Annotated in this window: 21 protein-coding genes; 13 read left to right on the plus strand and 8 right to left on the minus strand. The window is 68.5% G+C overall.

The window, feature by feature from the left end; translation table 11 throughout:
* Window positions 1-412: 412 nt before the first annotated feature.
* The gene (locus ACFYRX_RS33405) at window positions 413-1,840 is read right to left on the minus strand and encodes a family 43 glycosylhydrolase (RefSeq protein WP_389108131.1); all 1,428 of its coding nucleotides are present in this window, start codon (window positions 1,838-1,840) and stop codon (window positions 413-415) included.
* A gap of 662 nt (window positions 1,841-2,502) precedes the next feature.
* Between ACFYRX_RS33405 and ACFYRX_RS33410 the strand changes: the two genes are divergently transcribed.
* The 7 genes from ACFYRX_RS33410 to ACFYRX_RS33440 all read left to right on the plus strand — a co-directional run bounded on the left by ACFYRX_RS33410 (window position 2,503) and on the right by ACFYRX_RS33440 (window position 7,287).
* Complete coding sequence (locus ACFYRX_RS33410) at window positions 2,503-3,066, plus strand: transposase (protein ID WP_389107885.1); 564 nt, start codon at window positions 2,503-2,505, stop codon at window positions 3,064-3,066.
* A 119-nt stretch (window positions 3,067-3,185) separates the two neighbouring features.
* Window positions 3,186-3,437, plus strand: coding sequence for a hypothetical protein (locus ACFYRX_RS33415; protein ID WP_389107888.1), 252 nt, complete (start codon window positions 3,186-3,188; stop codon window positions 3,435-3,437).
* The gene (locus ACFYRX_RS33420; protein WP_389107890.1) at window positions 3,434-3,625 is read left to right on the plus strand and encodes a hypothetical protein; all 192 of its coding nucleotides are present in this window, start codon (window positions 3,434-3,436) and stop codon (window positions 3,623-3,625) included. The genes ACFYRX_RS33415 and ACFYRX_RS33420 overlap by 4 nt, the downstream gene beginning before the upstream one ends.
* 177 nt (window positions 3,626-3,802) lie before the next feature.
* A complete protein-coding gene (locus ACFYRX_RS33425) occupies window positions 3,803-4,486 on the plus strand; it encodes a hypothetical protein (protein ID WP_389107893.1) in 684 nt (227 codons plus the stop codon).
* Window positions 4,487-4,813: 327 nt separating this feature from the next.
* Complete coding sequence (locus ACFYRX_RS33430; RefSeq protein WP_389107896.1) at window positions 4,814-6,472, plus strand: penicillin-binding transpeptidase domain-containing protein; 1,659 nt, start codon at window positions 4,814-4,816, stop codon at window positions 6,470-6,472.
* 381 nt (window positions 6,473-6,853) lie between these two features.
* Window positions 6,854-7,120, plus strand: coding sequence for a hypothetical protein (locus ACFYRX_RS33435; RefSeq protein ID WP_389107898.1), 267 nt, complete (start codon window positions 6,854-6,856; stop codon window positions 7,118-7,120).
* Between the two features lie 35 nt (window positions 7,121-7,155).
* Entirely contained in the window at window positions 7,156-7,287 is a 132-nt protein-coding gene (locus ACFYRX_RS33440) for a hypothetical protein (protein ID WP_389107901.1), read from the plus strand.
* Between the two features lie 16 nt (window positions 7,288-7,303).
* Here ACFYRX_RS33440 and ACFYRX_RS33445 read toward each other — a convergent pair whose 3' ends face one another.
* From ACFYRX_RS33445 to ACFYRX_RS33460, 4 genes are all read right to left on the minus strand, one after another.
* Complete coding sequence (locus tag ACFYRX_RS33445; RefSeq protein ID WP_389107904.1) at window positions 7,304-8,014, minus strand: TetR/AcrR family transcriptional regulator; 711 nt, start codon at window positions 8,012-8,014, stop codon at window positions 7,304-7,306.
* 40 nt (window positions 8,015-8,054) lie between these two features.
* Window positions 8,055-8,810 (minus strand): SDR family oxidoreductase, encoded by a 756-nt coding sequence (locus ACFYRX_RS33450; RefSeq protein WP_389107906.1) that lies wholly within the window; start codon window positions 8,808-8,810, stop codon window positions 8,055-8,057.
* A 232-nt stretch (window positions 8,811-9,042) separates the two neighbouring features.
* Window positions 9,043-9,411, minus strand: coding sequence for an MmcQ/YjbR family DNA-binding protein (locus tag ACFYRX_RS33455; protein WP_389107908.1), 369 nt, complete (start codon window positions 9,409-9,411; stop codon window positions 9,043-9,045).
* Complete coding sequence (locus tag ACFYRX_RS33460; protein ID WP_389107911.1) at window positions 9,408-9,803, minus strand: MmcQ/YjbR family DNA-binding protein; 396 nt, start codon at window positions 9,801-9,803, stop codon at window positions 9,408-9,410. Before ACFYRX_RS33460 ends, ACFYRX_RS33455 begins: the two co-directional genes overlap by 4 nt.
* 236 nt (window positions 9,804-10,039) lie before the next feature.
* On the opposite strand from ACFYRX_RS33460, the gene ACFYRX_RS33465 reads away from it, so the two are divergent.
* Window positions 10,040-10,885 carry a helix-turn-helix domain-containing protein gene (locus tag ACFYRX_RS33465; RefSeq protein WP_389107914.1) on the plus strand — a complete coding sequence of 282 codons (846 nt, stop codon included), beginning with the start codon at window positions 10,040-10,042 and terminating at the stop codon, window positions 10,883-10,885.
* Between the two features lie 26 nt (window positions 10,886-10,911).
* Here ACFYRX_RS33465 and ACFYRX_RS33470 read toward each other — a convergent pair whose 3' ends face one another.
* Both ACFYRX_RS33470 and ACFYRX_RS33475 read right to left on the minus strand, forming a co-directional pair.
* Window positions 10,912-11,121: a hypothetical protein gene (locus ACFYRX_RS33470; protein ID WP_389107916.1), complete on the minus strand. Its 210-nt coding sequence runs from the start codon at window positions 11,119-11,121 to the stop codon at window positions 10,912-10,914.
* 431 nt (window positions 11,122-11,552) lie between these two features.
* Window positions 11,553-12,152 (minus strand): TetR/AcrR family transcriptional regulator, encoded by a 600-nt coding sequence (locus tag ACFYRX_RS33475; RefSeq protein WP_389107919.1) that lies wholly within the window; start codon window positions 12,150-12,152, stop codon window positions 11,553-11,555.
* Window positions 12,153-12,290: 138 nt separating this feature from the next.
* On the opposite strand from ACFYRX_RS33475, the gene ACFYRX_RS33480 reads away from it, so the two are divergent.
* The 4 genes from ACFYRX_RS33480 to ACFYRX_RS33495 all read left to right on the plus strand — a co-directional run bounded on the left by ACFYRX_RS33480 (window position 12,291) and on the right by ACFYRX_RS33495 (window position 16,174).
* A complete protein-coding gene (locus ACFYRX_RS33480) occupies window positions 12,291-13,025 on the plus strand; it encodes an SDR family NAD(P)-dependent oxidoreductase (protein WP_389107921.1) in 735 nt (244 codons plus the stop codon).
* Between the two features lie 418 nt (window positions 13,026-13,443).
* Window positions 13,444-14,067, plus strand: coding sequence for an NADPH-dependent F420 reductase (locus tag ACFYRX_RS33485; protein WP_389107924.1), 624 nt, complete (start codon window positions 13,444-13,446; stop codon window positions 14,065-14,067).
* Window positions 14,068-14,185: 118 nt separating this feature from the next.
* On the plus strand, window positions 14,186-14,722 hold the full coding sequence (locus ACFYRX_RS33490) for a hypothetical protein (protein WP_389107926.1): 537 nt from the start codon (window positions 14,186-14,188) through the stop codon (window positions 14,720-14,722).
* 231 nt (window positions 14,723-14,953) lie between these two features.
* Window positions 14,954-16,174, plus strand: a complete 1,221-nt coding sequence (locus tag ACFYRX_RS33495; RefSeq protein ID WP_389107929.1) for a metallophosphoesterase — start codon at window positions 14,954-14,956, stop codon at window positions 16,172-16,174.
* Between the two features lie 397 nt (window positions 16,175-16,571).
* Here the strand turns inward: ACFYRX_RS33495 and ACFYRX_RS33500 are convergent, their stop codons facing one another.
* Window positions 16,572-17,498 carry an NAD(P)H-binding protein gene (locus ACFYRX_RS33500; RefSeq protein ID WP_389107932.1) on the minus strand — a complete coding sequence of 309 codons (927 nt, stop codon included), beginning with the start codon at window positions 17,496-17,498 and terminating at the stop codon, window positions 16,572-16,574.
* Between the two features lie 134 nt (window positions 17,499-17,632).
* On the opposite strand from ACFYRX_RS33500, the gene ACFYRX_RS33505 reads away from it, so the two are divergent.
* Entirely contained in the window at window positions 17,633-18,157 is a 525-nt protein-coding gene (locus ACFYRX_RS33505) for a MarR family winged helix-turn-helix transcriptional regulator (protein ID WP_389107935.1), read from the plus strand.
* Window positions 18,158-18,307: the final 150 nt, after the last annotated feature.

The raw sequence follows: 18,307 nt of genomic DNA on the forward strand, positions 1-18,307 counted from the left end.
GTGGATGACGACGATTCTGCGGGCACAGCACTGCCCGCAACAAGGCCGAACAGGCGTGCGCTACGTCCTACCGAAAACGTCGCTGAACAGGCATGATGGACCTGACACTCACTCAAGCCTGCTCGCTGGCACCCGCCACCCACCGAGCGGATGGCCAGGGACCGCTACCTCCGCGCTGAGACCACCGCTCGCCGAGGGGTTCAGACCTTCGAGCCCGGACCCAGAGGCTCACGAGACGGCAGTGCTCGCGGTGAACTTCACTTCGGCCGCTGGAGCGGCTGACGCCATGCCGCGTGGGACCGTGACTCCTGATGACGTCCGCACTCCGCACCCGCTACGTCGCAAGGGGCCCTCGGAGGCAACGGCCCCTTGCGACGTGTCGCCTACGGGAGAGGCGGGACGCGGGTGCGGCTCACTGCGTGTAGAAGGTGGCGTCGGCCCGGTCGGTCGCCGTGCCGGGAACCTGGACGTACAGCAGGTAGTCGTAGTGGCGGATGTAGCGGCCCGGAACGTTGTACGACTCGTACGAGATCCCGGCGGAGTCCGCGAGACCGGCCCGGGCCGTGAAAGAGGCGTCACCGCTGAACTGCGCCGTCCCGTCGTTCTTCTCCACCCACACCTCGTAGTTCTTGTGGCGGAGGAAGTACCCGGGGAAGTTGGCCGATTCCAGGGAGACGGTGCCGCTGCCGGCAAGACCGGTGACGACCCGGAACTGCGAGTCGGCCAGCGGGGAGACGTTAGGCTCGATCTTGGCGCGGAACTCCCAGTGCCGGATGAACCGGTCGGGGAAGTTGTAGGAGGAGAGCCGGACCGGGGTGACGCCGTCGGCGACCGGAATGCCGAAGTCGGGCGTGCCGTCGGCCTTCCAGTAGATCTTCTGAACGCGGGTACGGCGGTTGGGGTCGTTGAGAGGGTCGCCGCTGATGTCCTTGTAGTTGCGGTCGTGGTAGACGAGGATGTCGGACTTGCCGTCCTCCGAGACCGTGAACTGGTTGTGGCCGGGGCCGTATTGGCTGGTGTCGGTGTTGCTGGCGAAGACCGGGCCGGTGGACTTGGCCCAGGAGGAGACGCTGAGCAGGTCTGCCGTCGCCGACGCGGTCAGCATCCCCATGCAGTAGTTGGCGTCGGTGGCGCTGGCCGAGAAGGTCAGGAAAACCTTGCCGTTGCGCTGGAGCACGGCGGGACCCTCGTTGACCGTCTGGCCTCCGGCCGTCTCCCACGAGGCGGTCGGCCGACTGATCATGACCGGGGCGCCGGTGATGGTCCACGGGTTGGACATCTGCGCCAGATAGATGTTGGTGCCGGAGCCCACGGCCGGGTCGTTCTGCGCCCAGGCGAGGTAGCGGGTGCTGTTCACGACGAAGGTCGTCGCGTCGAGGGAGAAGGTGTCCAACGGCAGCGCGATACGCCCCTTCTCCGTCCATGCGCCTGTGATCGGGTTCGCGGCGGCGCACTCCAGGACGTACGGCCTGATCTTCCAGATGTTGTCGGCGTCGCCCGCGGCGAAGTAGACGTACCACTTGCCGTCGATGAAGTGGATTTCAGGAGCCCAGATGTGAGCTCCCATCACACCGCCGGCGTGCTTGGTCCATATGGTCGTCTCAGCGGCGGCGGACAGGCGGCCCTGGATCGTGGTGGCACGGCGCAGCACGATGCGGTCGTACGCGGGCACGGTGGCGGTGAAGTAGTAGAAGCCGTCGGTGTGCTTGAAGATGTGCGGGTCGGCCCGCTGCTCGGCGACGGGGTTCGTGTACGTCACACCGGGTGACGCGGGCACGGCGGCGCGGGCGGTACCGGCCGAGACGCCGGTGAAAGTAGCGGCGGCCGAGCCGGCGATCAGGCCGAGGGCCGTTCGACGGGTGAGCGCAGATCTCAAGAATGGCTCCCTCTAAAACGAACCGGGGAGTGAGCCTGCGGAAGGACATGTGCCCGCCACCAGCCCCTCTTCGGTATTTCGAACAACGTTCGGAGACTCGGGCAGAAGATAGGCCGCTTCTCAGGTCCCGGTCAACGCTCTCGCCACACCGGTCACAAAAGGGTTTGGCGGGCCGGTGAGCAGTCCGGTTCGCCGGAACGACGGCGACGGACACAGTGCGTGATGCGGCAGCACGCGCCCTCCCGCACGCCTGCCATTGTCAGCGGCCATGTCGCATCTGTCCGGTGTTGTGGTCGAGTCGTGGTGTCGTGGCGTGTGCACGGCCGCTACGCGCGTCGGCTTGCTGACGTGTCCCTCGGCCGGAGCCCTGGCGGGAGTCGAGCTCATGGTGCGCCGGTTCAAGTGCCCGAATCCGCAGCGTCCGGCGGGACGTTCGCGAGCAGATCGAAGGGCTGACCGGCCCGCATGCCTGGTACACACCGCTGCTGCGCACGCTGCTCACCTCGATCGCCGCTGCCATTGCGGGCCGGCCTGGTCCGCGGCGTGCGGCAGCGCCGAGCATCCGCGTCGCCGAGGACAAGCCCCTTGAACTCCTCCGCGCATTGCCGGAGTTATCACAGTTCGCCTTGCGGGTCCTCGGGGTCGACGACTTCGCGTTACGCAAGGGCGACTCGTACGCCACGATCCGGGTGGATCTGGCAGACCGGCAACCGGTCAATGTGCTGCCGGGCCGGGATGCCGAGCCACGGGCCGACTGGTTGCGCGATCACACCGAAATCGAGGTGATCTGCCGGGATCGGGCCGGAACCTACGCCTACGCCGGAGGTGCCCGGAGCGGGACTCCGCAGGCCCGGCAAGCGGCAGACGCCTGGCATCTGTTGCACAGCCTCACCGAAACTCTGTCGAAGACGACGGCGCCCATCACCCGTGCATCCGCGAGGCGTTCACGACGCCCCCATCCGCCCCGGAGTCCGCCACGGCACTCAGCGGGACGGCGGAGCCACCGCCAGGACGTCCTCGCACCCGCAGCGACTGGTGGAGCCCGCACCACCTGGCGGCACACGGCGGTGCAGCAGTTGCTGGTTGCTGTCCGAGGGGGAAATCCCTGGCCGCAATCGGCCGTCAGCTGCGGCTGGATCACTCGACCGTCCGGCGCTTCGCCCGCGCTCAAAGACCCGACGAACTGCTGACCAAGGCCGCCAACCGGGCATCGCTTCCTGGACGAACACAAACCCTGGCGCAAGGGCTGCCACGACGCCCCGCAGCTGCACCGCGAACTGCGCGTACGTGACGTCACCGGAGACATCCAGTGCGTCCGCCACTGCTTCCGCCCCGTCAAGAGGCGTGCCCCGGACACCCCGCCGGGGCCGACGCGGCCGAACTCGAAGAGATCCGGTCCGCCAGCGCACACCTCGACGCCACCGCCAGCCGCGTTCGCGAATTCGCCGACATGATGCGCGATCTGCGAGGCGAGAAACCGCCCGCATGGAGGGACCGCGTCCTCGCGGACGGCCTGCCCGCTCTGCACTCCCTGGTCAACATCCCCTGGTACACGGCATGAAGAGGGACCTGGGCGCGGTCGCAGCCGGCCTGTCCATGCGCTGGAGTTCCGGCCAGGTCGAGGGACACGTGACCAGAACCAAGCTCGTCGAGCGCATGGGCTGCGACCGGGCCAACCTCGATCTCCACAGCAGACGCATCCGTCACAACCCGTGGCTCCATCCTCGGGTGAACGAGCGGCTGCGGTAAGCGGGATGCTGTCAATTTGATGGCGGGCCGGGGCCCGCCCCGGTAACGTAGCGATCTTCGGGCGGTGTTGACTCCCGGAGTCCTTGAAGGCGAACGTTCATGCTGAACCCCGACCGATCCCGTGCCCGACTCCGCCTCGACGCCGCGGTGGATGGCCTGGCAGTCACCTTCCGGGGGATGACCGCTCACCCCGACGAGTACAACTGCGACTGTCACTGGGGCAGCGCGGAAGATCTTGCCCAACTCAAAGTGGCGGACACGGAGCTGGACCCCGACCTCCTGGAGCGCACATGGGGGGCCATCGACTGGAGCGATCACGCGTCCGTCCTCCGCAGGATTCTGCCCCAGTTCGCCACAGCCCTCATCAGCGGACTCATTGAGCCCGGCCTCGGCATAGAAAAGGTTGGACGCTCGTTCGCACTCGGCCACTGGCAGCAGTGGCCGGCTGAGCAGACCGCGGCAGTCGAGGAATTCCTGCACGCCTGGTGGGCGCACACGCTCACCGATCAGGATCCCGCCGTACCCGCGTACGAGGTCCTCATACTGAGCGCCGAGGCATCGGGCACGCTGACCCCCTGGCTCCGCACCTGGGAAACACTGACCGGACCCGCGGCCGACCATCATCTGGCCGAAGCGGCGACGCAGTGGGAGTACGACCTGCTCGGTGACCAACTGCCCTGGCACGCTTGGGAGAACGGGGAAGAAATGCGCGCCGAGCTGACTGTCTGGCTGGTCCAGCATGCTCCAACCCGGCTACGCGCCATCGGGGTCTCCGAAGAACTGCTTCACCGGATACGGCTGCTCGGGGTCACCGGTCCTGACCGTTGGGAGGACCCGCACTGGCCCGGCCACCGCTACTGATCCACCGAACGCGCGATGCCCCGACTGCGCAGAAGCAGGTGCACCGGGGCAGGCGCCGCATCACAAGATCTCCGGCAGAGGCGACATACGAGATCGTCGACACCCGTTCCGGCAAGCGCTGCGCCACCGCCTGCTGGAGCGGTGAAATCCCGCGCAACCGAGGCTGCCCGCTGTCCCCCCGCGCCCCGGAGCCTCAGAGCCCCGCTCCCATTCATCACGACCCGGATGGCCTCACCCGGCACCGCCATGTGAGGAGACCTGTTGGCCTGGCAACCCTTTACCAGAACCTGACATACCTGCAGTGGGCACAAATATACGATCCGCTTCATGAATAGAGCGGCGAAGGTCGGCATAGCCGGTACGTGTACGGCTTTGCTCGCCCTCGGGGGATACGGCGCCTACAACATCGTCCACGGCCTCACATCGAGGGCGACTGGTGACGTTCGGACCAAGGCGGCGCGCAGCTTCGACCCGGCGACGGTGTCGACCTCACCACCGTCGGACGCCAAGGCCGTCAAGCTGACCCGGGCATTCCTGGACAGCTGGTCGCGGCAGCGCCTCGACACGGCGGCGAGCGACACCGATACACCGACCACGGCCGCCACGGCGTTGCACGGGTACACCGACGGTCTGCGTGCGACGAAGCTGACGTTCGGACATGTCGTGTCGGCCGGGCCGTCGACGGTCACGTCCGGCGCCACCAAGGTCACCTTCGACGTCACGGCCAAGGTGGCAGGCGGCACCTGGACCTATCCGAGCGCGGTGGCGGTGCTGCAGAGCACGAACGGCCAGTTGGCGGTGCACTGGAACAACTCGGTGCTCTACCCGGGCCTCGGCGATGACCAGTCACTGACAGCGGGCAAGCTCCCCGCGAACGCGAGCACGGCCGAGGTCGTCGCAAGTGACGGGAAGACGGACCTGACCACGTTCCCCTCGCTGCGGGACATCGCGGCGACGATTCGCCAGAACACCCATCCCAGTGGTGGCACCACCGGCACCGGCGTGGCCGTGGTGGACTCCGGTGGCGCCGGGGTCAAGACGTTGAAGGTCTTCACCAAGGGCAAGGCCCCGAAGATCAAGACGACAATCGACGCCCGCCTCCAGGCCGTGGCCGAAAGCGCGGTGAAGGACTCTCCCCTGCAGGGCAAGCCGGCCGGGACAGTCGCGCTCGACTGGCGCAGTGGCCGCATCCTTGCGATCGCCCACACGGGCGCGGACGGCGACATCGCCATCAACGGCATCAAGTCACCGGGCTCCACCATGAAGATCATCACCTCGGCGGCCCTGTTCGACAAGGCCGGCCTCACGCCGAGCAGTCCGGCCCCGTGCACGGACTCGATCACGGCCAACAGCCAGACCTTCCACAACGACCCGGGCGTGACGGCCAACTCCGCCTCCAGCCTCGCGCAGGCGTTCACCGTGTCGTGCAACACCTCCTTCATCAAGGACGGATTCCACTACCTCGTCAACAACGGCGACGCCTCCGCCCTGCACGACGAGGCCGTGGGCGTCTTCGGTATGGGCAGCTGGTCCATCGGCGGCGGGGTCGCCACCACCGACCCGAGCATCCCGGCCGACGTCCAGGACGGCGACCAGGCGGCCCAGTTCATCGGCCAGGGCAAGGTCACGGCCACACCGCTGTTCATGGCATCCGTGGCGGCGACGGTACGCAACACCGGGTTCAAGCAGCCGATCATCCTGCCCGGACAGCACCAGGACACCGCGCCCCAGCAGATCTCCAGCCGTACGGCCGGCTACCTGCAGTCGATGATGCGCAGCGTGGCCACCAGCGGCACCGCGGCCCCGCGCCTCGGTGGCCTGGCCGACGTGGGCGCCAAGACCGGCACCGCGGAGGAGGGGGATCACACCAACGGTTGGCTGACCGCGTACAACTCCCACATCGCCGTCGCGGCCCTCGTCGAAGGGGGCAGCTCCGGCGTCAACTCCGCCGGATACGTCGTACGACACCTGCTGACCGAGAACTGATCCCAGCGAGCGCGCGAGCGAGGGCAGGCAGTCGTCGGCAAGGCGCGCATACTCCCAGGTCCGCCAGATGACTACGTCGCATCGCCGCTGGTTCCGGCACGAGGCGCCGCGGGTGTTCGCACAGGATGAGCGGGCCCAGGCAGTGACAAGCTCCTGGACGCTCGGCTCGCGATCGAACCCGGATGTCCGCTGTGGCGTGGTCGGGTGGCACGGAACCCGCCGGGGCCGCACCCACCCGGCACCGACTGCGCGCGTCATCTCGGTCAGAGGGACAGGCAGCGGCGCGCACGGACACTCGCAATAGTTCCCCCAGCACGGACGTGACCGGCAGCGCAGGGTGAATCCACACACGACGACAGCAATGACGACGAGGGAGAGCACGTGACCAGATCGGCCCGGCGCCGCGGCACGGTCCTGTATGCGATATCCGCGACCTGCGCCGCCATAGGCGCCCTGCTGTGGGTGCGCGGCCGGACCAGTGCACCCCCCAGGGTCTACTCGGACTACTTGGCGGCCGACAGCTACACCCCGTCGGTCTGGCGGGTGTGGTCACCGGCAGTGCCCGAGGACCGACTTGGCCTGTACCTCATCGCGGCCGCGCTGGTGCTGGCTGTGGCGACGCGTGTCTTCGCCGTCCGACGCGGCTGAACGACTCCAGGGCTGACGGTCCGATGCGGGGAGGCTTGCATGGTCACCAAACCGAAGGTCCGGCCGACACGACCCAGGGCGGCTACACCCTCACTCTGGACGAGAACGTCAAGCGGACCTCGGTGCGGTTCAGGAGCCGCTACGACGTCAAGGCCACCGTGGCGTGAACTCGTGGCCCGGGGTTCAGGATCCGGTGCGATAGCGGGCGAGCATGAGGGCGACGGCTTCGTCCACGATCGCGGCGTCGGTGGGGTTGGGCGGGACGAAGTCGGTCCGTACGAGTTGGGGCCACAGGAACTGGCTGCAGATCATGCCGAGGAACTGTTCGGCGACTTCGGCTGCCGACTGTGGCTGTCCGTCCTCCGAACGGAAGTCGAGTGTGCCGGTCCGTGCTTCGGCTTCCAGGTAGTCGCGGAGCCGGTCGAAGAAGGGTCCGCGGTCGATGGCGAAGCCGGTGCCGACGATGTCGGCGAGTTCCGGCATCTGGGGAAGTTCGGTGATGATGAGACGGCACAGCGCCGCCGTGCCGGGCCGCGCGACCAGGCAGGCGTAGTCGCGGCCGATGTGGTCCAGACCGTACCGGGGATCACCGGGCGGGGGCGGTTCGGCGTACTCCACAGCCAGTTGCCACTGTTCGGAGGTGACGGCCGCGAAGAGCGCGGCCTTGGAGGGGTACCGCTTGAAAAGGGTGCCGGTGGAGACGCGGGCCTCCTTGGCGATCTGGGCCAGGGAGGTCTTGTCGTATCCCCGGGCGAGGAAGAGGTCGCGGGCGGCGCGGATGATGCGCGCGCGGTTCTCCGCCTTGATCTGCGCGTGATACCCGGCTTTGGTCTGCGCGTCATACCCGGCCTGGCACGTATCTCCACCGGCTTCCGCTCGGTCCGCCACCGACATACCCACGCCCCTCGCCCGTCTCCCGGCCGCGTCCTCACTGTCAGAGGACGGTCTGGCCTCCGTCCAGGATAAGGTCCTGGCCCACGGCGAAGGCGGAGGCATCGGAGGCCAGGTACACGACGGCTTCCGCGACCTCCTCGGGCAGACCCATGCGGCCCAGCGGGATGCCGGCGCTGATGCCTTCCAGGACGGATGCCTGCACGGCGGGGTCCTCGATCCCGAGCTTGGCGTACAGCGGGGTGTCCACCGGGCCGGGGCTGACCGCGTTGAACCGGATGCCGTGCGACCTGAGCAGGTCCGCGTTCCACGACCGCATCAGGGAGGAGACGGCCGCCTTCGTCGCGGCGTAGGCGTTCGAGTGCCCGTAGCCGCCGTGCGCGCTGTTGGACGCGTTGAGGATGACCGAGGACGGGTTGGCCAGCACGGGTACCAGAGCCTGGGTGAGGAAGAAGACGCTCTTGACGTTGATGTCGAAGAGCCGGTCGAAACTGTCCTCCGTGTGGTCCTCGAACGGCCGCCAGTCCGAGACGCCCGCGTTCAGGAACACCACGTCCAGTTCCCCGAAGTGCTCACGCACCTGCTTGGCCAGGCCGCGCTGGGCGTCGAGATCGCGTGCGTCGGCCTGCACCACCGGCACCTTGTCCCCGAGGATCTGCCGCGCCCTGTCGATGCTGGCGGGGGTGACGCCGCTGACCAGCACGTCGGCCCCCTCCGCGATGAAACGCTGCGCGGTCTCCAGACCGATCCCGCTCGTGCCGCCAGTGATGAGGGCGCGCTTGCCCGTAAGACGAGTCATGTTGGTTGTTCCTTGCCGAGAGGTAAGGTAAGTCGAAGGACTCACCACCTGAAGGTAGCCCCGCACCCATCCATAAGGCAAGTTGGTCCACTTACCATCGGCGTCCTGGAGCGCTTCGGCCGGACCGGAGAGGTGGCTGCACGGGCTCGAAGGCCATGTCGCCGCCGAGGCCGGCCCTTGTACGGGACGCTGACGAGCGAGGGGTGTGCTCCCGCGGGGAGGTCGGCGACACTCACCGGGCACGGGGGCGGTCGCGTCGCGGCAGCCGCTCGATGGCCAGGTCGTAGGAGTCCTCGACCGCGTCGGTGACCAGCCCCTCGGTGATGCCGGGTCCGGGCCCCATTGAGATCCAGTGGCGTTTGTCGAGGTAGCGGCCCGGGGTGATCGAGGCGTGGCCGCGCTCCAGTGCCCGCGCGTGTTCGGGTTCGCACTTGACCGTGATGATCTGTTCGCGCGGGTCGTCGGTGACGATCAGGAACACCTTGCCCGCGACCTTGTACACGTCGAGGCCCGGGGTGAAGGGGTAGCCGTGGCTGACGTCGGGGAGAGCCAGGGCCGTCTGTCGGGCGGTGTCCTGGAGCCGGTCACCGGCCGCGCTCACCTGGCCTTCCGCGTGCCGGTGCCGTAGGTGTGCGGGTCGACGGGCCGCTCGGCCTTGGGAAGGGTGGCGACGACGAGCCGGTAGGAGTCGGTGACGAGCTCCCCGATGAGCTCCTTGTCGACGCCTTCTCCGCTCTCCAGGGTGATCCAGTGCTTCTTGTTCATGTGGTAGCCGGGGGTGATGTGGCTGTACTGCTCCCGCAGGGCGTGGGCCTCGCCGGGGTCCGCCTTGAGGATCACGACTGGCCGCCCCGGGACGTCGGTCATCAGCATGAACACCTTGCCGCGCACCTTGAAGACCTCCCAGTCGGGGCCGAAGGGGTGCTCCAGCTCGGCTCCGGGGAGTTCCTCCGCGCAGTCGGCGGCGGTCTTGTGCAGGGGCGATGCGTTCATAAGTGGTGAGCCTTCTCAGGTGGTGACGGGTTCTGTGGCATCAAAGGAACCGGAGGGCGCGCCGCGCGGGCGCGGTGGTGCGTCCCATCCTTCCGTCGAAGCCGACCGGAAGGGCGGTAGGCTGCGGACACGTGATGGTCGACAAGCGACACTCCAGCCCGAGCGGACAGACCGGACCAGCTGCGGTTCCGCTGTACGGTTTCCAGCCCCCGGTCGGTACTCCGTACGGCCTTGAAGTGAGTACCGTCGAGGACTTCTTCGCCCAGCACGACGACTGGCCGTGGAACCCGCCCCGTCCGGGCCGTGCCACCTTCCACTACCTCATCGCGGTCACCGAGGGCGAGCTGCGGCACGACGTCGACCACGTCACGCGGACCATCGCCCCCGGCCAGTGGCTGTGGGTGCGTCCGGGGCACGTGCAGTGCTGGCATCCGCCCGGCGCGGCACGCGGCCCGTTCATCCTGTTCGAACCGGACGTGCTGCGGCCCGACCTCGTCCGTCTCCTGGCCCCGCTCACCGCGCACGAGGCCCCTGCCGTACTGACCCCGCACCCCGAGGACGCCGCCTGGCTCCAGCAGACGGCACTCCAACTCCTTGACGAACATCGCGCACTGGGGCGCCGCCCCCTCGACATCCACCACGCCTTGCGCCGCAGCCTGCTCGAATCACTGCTGCTGCGCCTGGCCAACTCCCCGGACGTCGCCCCCATCGGTACGGCCGCGGCCGGCGCGGGCCGTGCCGAGAGGTACGGGCGCTTCCTGGACGCCCTGGAGCTGCACTTTCGCGAACTCCACCAAGCCGCGGACTACGCCGAGTTGCTCGGCTGCTCGGTCCGCACCCTCAGCCGCGCCACCCGGGACGCTACAGGCAAGCCAGTACGCGAACTCATCGACGAGCGGCGCCTGTTGGAAGCCCGGCGCCTACTGGGAGCTGCCCGGTGGGACGCCCGAGCCGTGTCCGTCCACCTCGGTTTCACCGACCCCGCGAACTTCGGCCGCTTCTTCCGCGACCGCACCGGCCTCACCCCGGCCGCCTTCGCGGCCGACGGGGCCACGACCGCCCCTCCCCCTCTCCTTGGCTGACGATCTCGGTGGGTTCCGGCCGGGTCTCAGTCGATGGCCTCGATGACTTCCATGGCCTTGATGGTGACGTCGAACGTGCCGTCGTACTCCTTGAAGGCATGGGCCCCCGAGTCGATTTCGCCGAGGATGACGATGCCGGGGTCGGCGATCGACTGGCCGTCGTGGTCATAGACGATGGCGACCGGCCCTTCCCTTGGAGCTTGAGGCTCATCGGTCACTTGCCCGATACGGACCATGCCGACCGCTTCCTGTACGCCAGTTTTCCTCTTACGGCTGCTGTGGCCGGGTGTTGTCGGCCGTCGCGCAGCCGGGGCTCCAGGCGCAGGAACCGAGGTGATCAGCCTGTGGTGGCGCCACGCCGTCCCGTATGTCCGACGACCGTCAGGGGCGGGCGATGAAGGGGACAGCAGCTGCGTCTGCCGGATCGGAGGGAGGCGCATGCAATACGTACACGAACAGGGAGACGGACGGCGAGCGGGAATGCGCCGACTGCCGACGGAGATCATTTCGTACCAGCGTCTGACTGACGGAACCAGCCTCTCCCAGACATGCGCTCCGAAGAATCGTCAGACGTGCTGCCGACGGGCCGGTTCGCGGCAGTTGCCACTCCAGCCCGGACGTCCGAGAACACCGCACCGATGAGCACCCAGGCTGACGTGACCGGACATCACACCCGGGTTCCCGTGGGAATGGCGGTGTCGATGAGCACGGCGGCGATGGCGGCGGCGGCGGGGAAGGCGTCCACGTTGAGGACCCTGGTGCGGGCCGAGGCACCGTCGAGGAGCAGGGCAAGTTGTTCGCCAAGCTCGACGGGGTCGGTGGCGCCGGCTTCGCGGGCGGTGTCGGTGAGCCGGGCGGCGATGGCTCGCTTGTACTCGTGCGCATATTGGCGGGCAGGGTGTTCGGGGTCGCTGATTTCGATGGACGCCGCGATGTACGGGCACATGGGCGTGAGGTTGTGCGGCCCGGTCTTGGGCACGTCGAACGCCGCCAGGAGCCGTTCGCGCGGTGTGAGGTCCGTGCGGTCGAAGACTCCGGGCATGACGTCGGGGTCGAAGTGCCGCAGGTATTCGGTGACGAGTTCGTCCTTGCCGGCGAAGTGCTGGTAGGCCGTGCGCTTCGACACCTGGGCCACCGCACACAGCTGGTCCATGCCGGTGTGGTTGATGCCCTGATCACCGAACAGCTGTTGTGACGCGTTCAGGATGCGCTCGCGTGCGCCCCTGCCGCGGCGCAGGCCCCGGGGCCCCTTCTCCATCTCTGCCATACCTGCAGCTTAACCCACATAGGTAACGCGCGGTGTACTTAGCTTGCGTCCGAGTCGACTGCCGGATACGTTAAGCACACAGTCCGGTGTACATAACGCTCCGGCTGTTCCGAACGCCCGCAGTTCAATGGAGTGATCATGGGAAAGCTCGACGGCAAGGTAGCGGTGGTCACCGGCGCGTCAACCGGCATGGCGCTGGCCGGAGCCCAGCTGTTCGTGGAAGAAGGAGCCCACGTCTTCATCCTGGGCCGGCGCCAGGAAGTGCTGGACGAGGCCGTCAAGCTGATCGGCCGCAACGTCACCGCCGTACGCGGCGACGCGGCCGACCTGGACGACCTGGACCGCCTGTTCGAGACCGTCAAGAAGGAGAAGGGCTCGATCGACGTCCTGTGGGCCAGCGCCGGCATGGGCGAGCAGGGCAAGCTCGGCGAAATCACCGAGGAACAGTTCGACCGTGCCTTCTATCTCAACGCACGCGGCACCCTGTTCACCGTGCAAAAGGCACTGCCGCTGCTCAATGACGGCGCCTCGGTCTTCATGACCGGGTCCAACGCCTCCCTGCGAGGCTTCCCCGGCTGGAGCGTCTACGCCGGCAGCAAGGCCGTACAGCAGGCCTGGGCCCGCGTGTGGCTCAACGAGCTCAAGGACCGCAGGATCCGCGTCAACGTGCTCACCCCGGGCCAGGTCGCCACGGCCAAGCAGGAAGAGTTGTTCGACGAGGCCACAAAGGAAGCCTTCGAATCCCTGATCCCCCGCGGAGAGATGGGCCGCCCCGAGGAGATCGCATCCGTCGCCCTCTTCCTCGCCTCCGACGACTCGGCCTATGTCAACGGATTGGAGCTGGTCGCCGACGGCGGCACCACCGTCATCTGACCGGATCCGACGGCAGCCGACCGGACGCCCCGCGGTCAAGCGGCGCCCGCGCTACCGGGTGCGCTCCGTGGAACCGCAGATGCGGATAGCTGCGCCGACGGGTCTCGCACGCAACGACAGATCTCCTACCAACAACGAGCAGCTGCGGCCGCGTTCGCTCCGCAGCGCGCCACCATCGAGTCCTTCATCGACTGCATGCCCCGTGCCGCCGGCCTTCCCCGCAGGAAGGTGAGAAGCGGCGAGACCCACCACGCCGCGCTCTTCCGGCTGCAGTTCGAAGACACCGCGGTCAACGGCATGGACCACATCCGGCTCGACGGTGGCGGACTCGCCGAGGTGACCGTCTCCTGGCGCCCGTTGCCGTCGGCCGATCAACAAGCCCTCGCGACCACGCACACGACGGAAGAGAGCACACCCTATGAGCAGCATCAGCATCATTGGCACCGGGAACATGGCCCGTACCATCGGCACGCTCGCGATAGCGGGCGGCAACAGCGTCGAGGTCATGGGCCGTGACGAGTCCAAGGCCGCCGACCTGGCCAGGACTCTCGGCAGTGGCGCCACCGCGGGACAGTGGGGCGCCGTGCCGGCCGGGGACATCGTCATCGTGGCCCTGTTGTTCGACGGTGTCGTTCCGACCGTCACCCGGTACGCGGACGCCCTCGCGGGCAAGGTCATCGTCGACATCAGCAATCCCTTCAACGCCGAGTTCGACGGGCTGGCCCACCACGGCCAGACCTCGATCGCGCAGGAGGTCGCCAAGGTGGCTCCGGCCGGTTCCAGCGTGGTGAAGGCGTTCAACACCGTCTTCCGCAACGTCCTGGAGAACGGCCGGCCCGACGTCTTCATTGCCGGGGACAGCGCGCAGGCCAAGGCCGACGTGGCGACGTTCGTCAAAAGCCTCGGGCTGCGCCCGCTGGATGTCGGCGAGCTGAGGATGGCGCATTGGCTGGAAGGAGCGGGCCTGCTCACAGTGGGCCTCGCCCGCAACGGGGTGGGGCACTGGGACTTCGCCCTCGGCGCCACGGAGTTTCTCGGCTGAGCCGGACCGCAGGGTGTCCTGCAGGATCAGGGTCGGTCGGAAATGTCGCGCTGGCCCGGAGCCAGGTCGTGACAAGATCCCTGTCGCACGAGTGTTTGACCAGCAAGGGGAGCTGTCCATGTGGTGGGCACAGGAGATTCTCTCGGACACAGATCGTCCGCAGTGGGCTTGGGTTCCGTTCGAGAGCGTGGGGCCCTTGCGGTTCGGGCAGAGTGTCGACGAGGTTGCCGCGGCCCTGGACGAATCCATTTATTCATTCGACTCGGACGAGCAGAGGGTGCAGTTCGCCGGCCTGGGCGTGGACACCTATTACTCCCGGGACGACCGGACGCTGGCCGCAGTTGCCGTCGACGCCTGCCGCGGACCCCAGGTCCGGCACGAAGCAACTCGGCTGGTGGGGCGCCTGCCTTCCGAGCTCACCCCGTGGATCGAGTCGGCGGCGGAGTCCCTTGAGGACATGCCCCAAGGTTTGAACGGTCTCCGCATCGGCCTGAACGGGGAAGCTGGTCTCCCCGGCCTGGGCTTGGTCATGCGCTGCCAGCAGAACGGCGATTACTGCCGCACGCGCCCGGTCCTTGTCGCACGCGAGTGGGCCGAGGGCAGCGCGGACAGTTGGGAGGGCCCCATTCCCCAAAGGGAGTGGTCGTCTTTCTGACCTTCACGAACCGGGGGCAGATGAAGGCGCCGCGCAGAGACGACTACCGACCCTTCCGGGATGGCACTGGCTGTGTGGGCGAGGCCTCGGCGGAGGGTGCGCGGGTGAGGTGCGCCCCTTCGCCGGAGATCCAATCGCCGCAGGGTGCCGCGGCCATAAACACCGGCCCGGCCGGGCCGGGAGCCACCGGATACAGTGCGCGAGAAGGCAGCCTGGTCAGAGAGGGCAAGTGTGACCGACACCAGCGACACCCGACCCGCCGACAGCGCAGAGCGAGCTCCGCGGCAGAGCCGACTGCTCCGCCTGATGCGCTACCTCCCCCTGATCGCCCCGGTACTTCTGTGGGCGGTGCCCTGCTGGGTGCTCCTGTACACCGGCCAGCACTGGCCGGTGCCCGTCGCCCTGGCCGGCACTGCCCTGTTCGTCGTCGGCCTCGTCGGTATGCCGCTCTCGATGGTGCGCGGCCACGGCAGGCGTCAGCAGGACCGGGCGGCGATCGTCGGTGACACTTTGCTGGGCACGAGCTGGGTCCTGTTCACCTGGTCCGTTCTGCTCGGCGTCTTCTTGCGGCTCGCCCTGACCGTGGCCGGCGTCGGCGAGAGCCAGGACCGGGCCCGGATCGTCACTTGGGCCGTCCTCGGTGTGACCGCCGTGCTGCTGGCCTGGGGCTACGCCGAGGCCCGCCGCGTACCACGCGTGCGCCGACTCGACGTTCAACTCCCCCGGCTGGGTGACGGATTGGACGGCCTCCGCGTCGCTCTCATCACCGACACCCACTACGGCCCACTCGATCGTGCCCGCTGGTCGGCACGGGTGTGCGAGACGGTGAACACCCTGGAAGCCGACCTGGTCTGCCACACCGGCGACATCGCGGACGGCACCGCCGAACGCCGCCGTGCCCAGGCCGCCCCACTGGCAACCGTGCAGGCAACCCAGGCCCGTGTCTACGTCACCGGCAACCACGAGTACTACAGCGAGGCCCAGGGCTGGGTCGACCTGATGAACGAGCTTGGCTGGGAGCCACTGCGCAACCGCCATCTGCTGCTCGAACGCGGAGGCGACACCCTCGTGGTCGCCGGCGTGGACGACGTCACCGCCGAGTCCTCCGGCCTGGCAGGCCACCGCGCCCACCTCGCCGGAGCCCTCGACGGCGCCGACCCCGACCTGCCCGTCCTGCTCCTGGCACACCAGCCCAAGTTCGTCGACCGGGCGGCAGCCGCCGGTATCGACCTCCAACTCTCCGGCCACACCCACGGCGGCCAGATCTGGCCCTTCCACCACCTGGTCCGCCTCGACCAGCCCGCCCTCGCCGGCCTCAGCCACCACGGCCCCCGCACCCTCCTCTACACCAGCCGCGGCACCGGCTTCTGGGGCCCGCCGTTCCGCGTCTTCGCCCCCAGCGAGATCACCCTGCTGGTCCTCCGCTCCCCGAACCTGCCCACTTCGATCTAGCACTCGGGGGGGGCCGCGCACCCGCCGGAGCACTCCACAAGCCAGCGGGAGTCGGCATCGAGTGGGGCTCAGGCCCACCTCGCCCAGAACGCGATCCGAACACCGTGAGCCAGGGCAGGTTCTCGCGCCCCGCCGCGGGCGATGCCCTGCTTGGCCATTGCGTCAGCCGCGACGAACCGCCTCTCCAGATGGGGCCTGCAGAGGGCATGCGGGAGATCGTGAGGGCGATCCCCTATCAGCCACGGACGGGCTGTCAGCGGCGATACCTGCCGCGCGAGCTGCCACTGCGCTCGGTGGTGCACTACCGCTTCGGGCTGTGGCGGGCGGGACGACGGCACGGTCCTGACGGACCGCTTGCAGGGCCGGCCAGCGAGCGGGCGCGCGCCTACGGGCGCGACTAGCTCGCCACCAGCGCCGTCGCGAGCACCTCGCGCAGCCCCGTCGGCGCCCGGCCGGTCAGCGCCTCGACGTCGCCGCTCAGCTGGTTCAGTTGCCCCTCGCGGATCGCACGGCCGAACGAGGCCAGAAACCGCGCGACCTCCTCCGGCAGCCCGTGCGAGACCGCGCCCGCCACGAACCCGTCGTCGTCGAGTGCCACGCCTGTCACCGCCGTGCCGCCGATCGACGCGTACAACTCGGCCAGTTGAGCACCGGTGAACAGCTCCGGCCCCGTGATGTCGTACGCCTTGCCCGCGTGCTCGTCGCCGCCCGCCAGGACTGCCGCTGCCGCCGCGGCGCAGTCCTCGCGACTCACGTACGCCGTCGCGCCGGCACCCGAGTTGTAGGCGAACGTCCCGCTCGCCACCGCGCCTTGGGCCGGGGCGACCTGCATCTCCGCGTACAGCCCGTTGCGCAGGAACGTCCACGCCACGCCCGACACCCGCAGCGCCTCTTCCGTCGCGGCGTGGTCCGGCACGATCGCCGCGGTGTTGACGCCCACCACTGGGTTCGGTATCGACGTGTAGGCGATCAGCGACGCACCGGCGGCCTTCGCCGCGTCGATCGCGTTCTGGTGCTGCACCCGCGCGCCGGGCGGGCGTGTCGAGATCAGCAGGACGCGCGAGGCGCCCGCGAACGCCCCCACCAGCGACGCCGGTTCGTCGAAGTCCCCGAACCGCACGCTCGCACCCCGCGCACCCAAGTCCTCCAACTCTCCGACCTGCCGCGTCACGAGCACCACGTCTGACGCGTCGACGTCCTTGCGCTCGAGCAGCAGCTCGGCAGTTCGGCGGCCCAGGTGGCCGCTCGCTCCAGTGATGACCAGGCTCCTCTTCGTCCCCGTAACGCTGCTGTCGCCGTGCTGGTGGTAACGGACTGCCTTCATGGCGTGCCTCCTCACACATTTGCTTCGAATTCGAAGCATGTGAAGACTCTAACCTGCTTCGAATTCGAAGTAATAGCTCTGGCTCGTGTGAGGGTCATCACCTGCTTTGAATTCGAAGCAGGTACGGTGAGGGCATGACCGACGACCCCGGCGCCCTCCAGCCCGAGCAACTGGGCGCCGTCTTCGCACTCATGGAGGCAGTCGGCCTCCTTCAGCATTCGATCGAGCTGCAGCTACGGGCCGAGGGCGACCTCAGTTGGGTGCAGTTCCAGATTCTGGCCCGGCTGGCCGACGCCCAGGGGCAGCTGACCATGACCGAACTGGCCGACGGCGTCATCTACAGCCGCAGCGGCCTCACCTACCAGGCGTCCCTGCTGGAGAAGGCCGATCTCATCACCCGCGGCCCCAGCCCCGACGACGAACGCTCCACGCTGGTCACGATCACGCCCGCCGGCCTCGCCCGCGTCGCCCAGGTTCTGCCCGGCCACATCCAGGTCGCCCGCCGCCTGCTGTTCGACCCTCTCACCGATGCCGATCTCCACCATCTCGGCGACATCATGACGCGCGTACGCGACCACATGCGCGCCCAGCCCGCCCGCTCCGCCACCCCCCGCAAACGCCGCGCCGCCCCCGTGCCCCGGGCCGAGGGGACGGCCTGACCGGATCCTGAGTGACGCTGAGGCAGGGCTGCTGGCCGCGGTGCTCCACCACTCACCGCTTCGGCCGCGGGACGAGCGGACCCCTTGTCCTGCGGATTGCTCGTCGGACGGTCGCGGTGTGCTCGGCGACCTGGTCGGGCAGGACGGCGC

Origin of the sequence: Streptomyces sp. NPDC005374, assembly GCF_042872225.1 — a bacterium.
Lineage (GTDB): Bacteria > Actinomycetota > Actinomycetes > Streptomycetales > Streptomycetaceae > Streptomyces.

Excerpts from the sequence above, each read along its gene's own strand:
- ACFYRX_RS33420 (WP_389107890.1), top strand. The coding sequence starts at position 3,434 with ATGAAGAGGGACCTGGGCGCGGTCGCAGCCGGCCTGTCCATGCGCTGG.
- ACFYRX_RS33425 (WP_389107893.1), top strand. The coding sequence starts at position 3,803 with ATGACCGCTCACCCCGACGAGTACAACTGCGACTGTCACTGGGGCAGC.
- ACFYRX_RS33430 (WP_389107896.1), top strand. The coding sequence starts at position 4,814 with ATGAATAGAGCGGCGAAGGTCGGCATAGCCGGTACGTGTACGGCTTTG.
- ACFYRX_RS33445 (WP_389107904.1), bottom strand. The coding sequence starts at position 8,014 with ATGTCGGTGGCGGACCGAGCGGAAGCCGGTGGAGATACGTGCCAGGCC.
- ACFYRX_RS33450 (WP_389107906.1), bottom strand. The coding sequence starts at position 8,810 with ATGACTCGTCTTACGGGCAAGCGCGCCCTCATCACTGGCGGCACGAGC.
- ACFYRX_RS33460 (WP_389107911.1), bottom strand. The coding sequence starts at position 9,803 with ATGAACGCATCGCCCCTGCACAAGACCGCCGCCGACTGCGCGGAGGAA.
- ACFYRX_RS33470 (WP_389107916.1), bottom strand. The coding sequence starts at position 11,121 with ATGGTCCGTATCGGGCAAGTGACCGATGAGCCTCAAGCTCCAAGGGAA.
- ACFYRX_RS33475 (WP_389107919.1), bottom strand. The coding sequence starts at position 12,152 with ATGGCAGAGATGGAGAAGGGGCCCCGGGGCCTGCGCCGCGGCAGGGGC.
- ACFYRX_RS33480 (WP_389107921.1), top strand. The coding sequence starts at position 12,291 with ATGGGAAAGCTCGACGGCAAGGTAGCGGTGGTCACCGGCGCGTCAACC.
- ACFYRX_RS33485 (WP_389107924.1), top strand. The coding sequence starts at position 13,444 with ATGAGCAGCATCAGCATCATTGGCACCGGGAACATGGCCCGTACCATC.
- ACFYRX_RS33490 (WP_389107926.1), top strand. The coding sequence starts at position 14,186 with ATGTGGTGGGCACAGGAGATTCTCTCGGACACAGATCGTCCGCAGTGG.
- ACFYRX_RS33500 (WP_389107932.1), bottom strand. The coding sequence starts at position 17,498 with ATGAAGGCAGTCCGTTACCACCAGCACGGCGACAGCAGCGTTACGGGG.
- ACFYRX_RS33505 (WP_389107935.1), top strand. The coding sequence starts at position 17,633 with ATGACCGACGACCCCGGCGCCCTCCAGCCCGAGCAACTGGGCGCCGTC.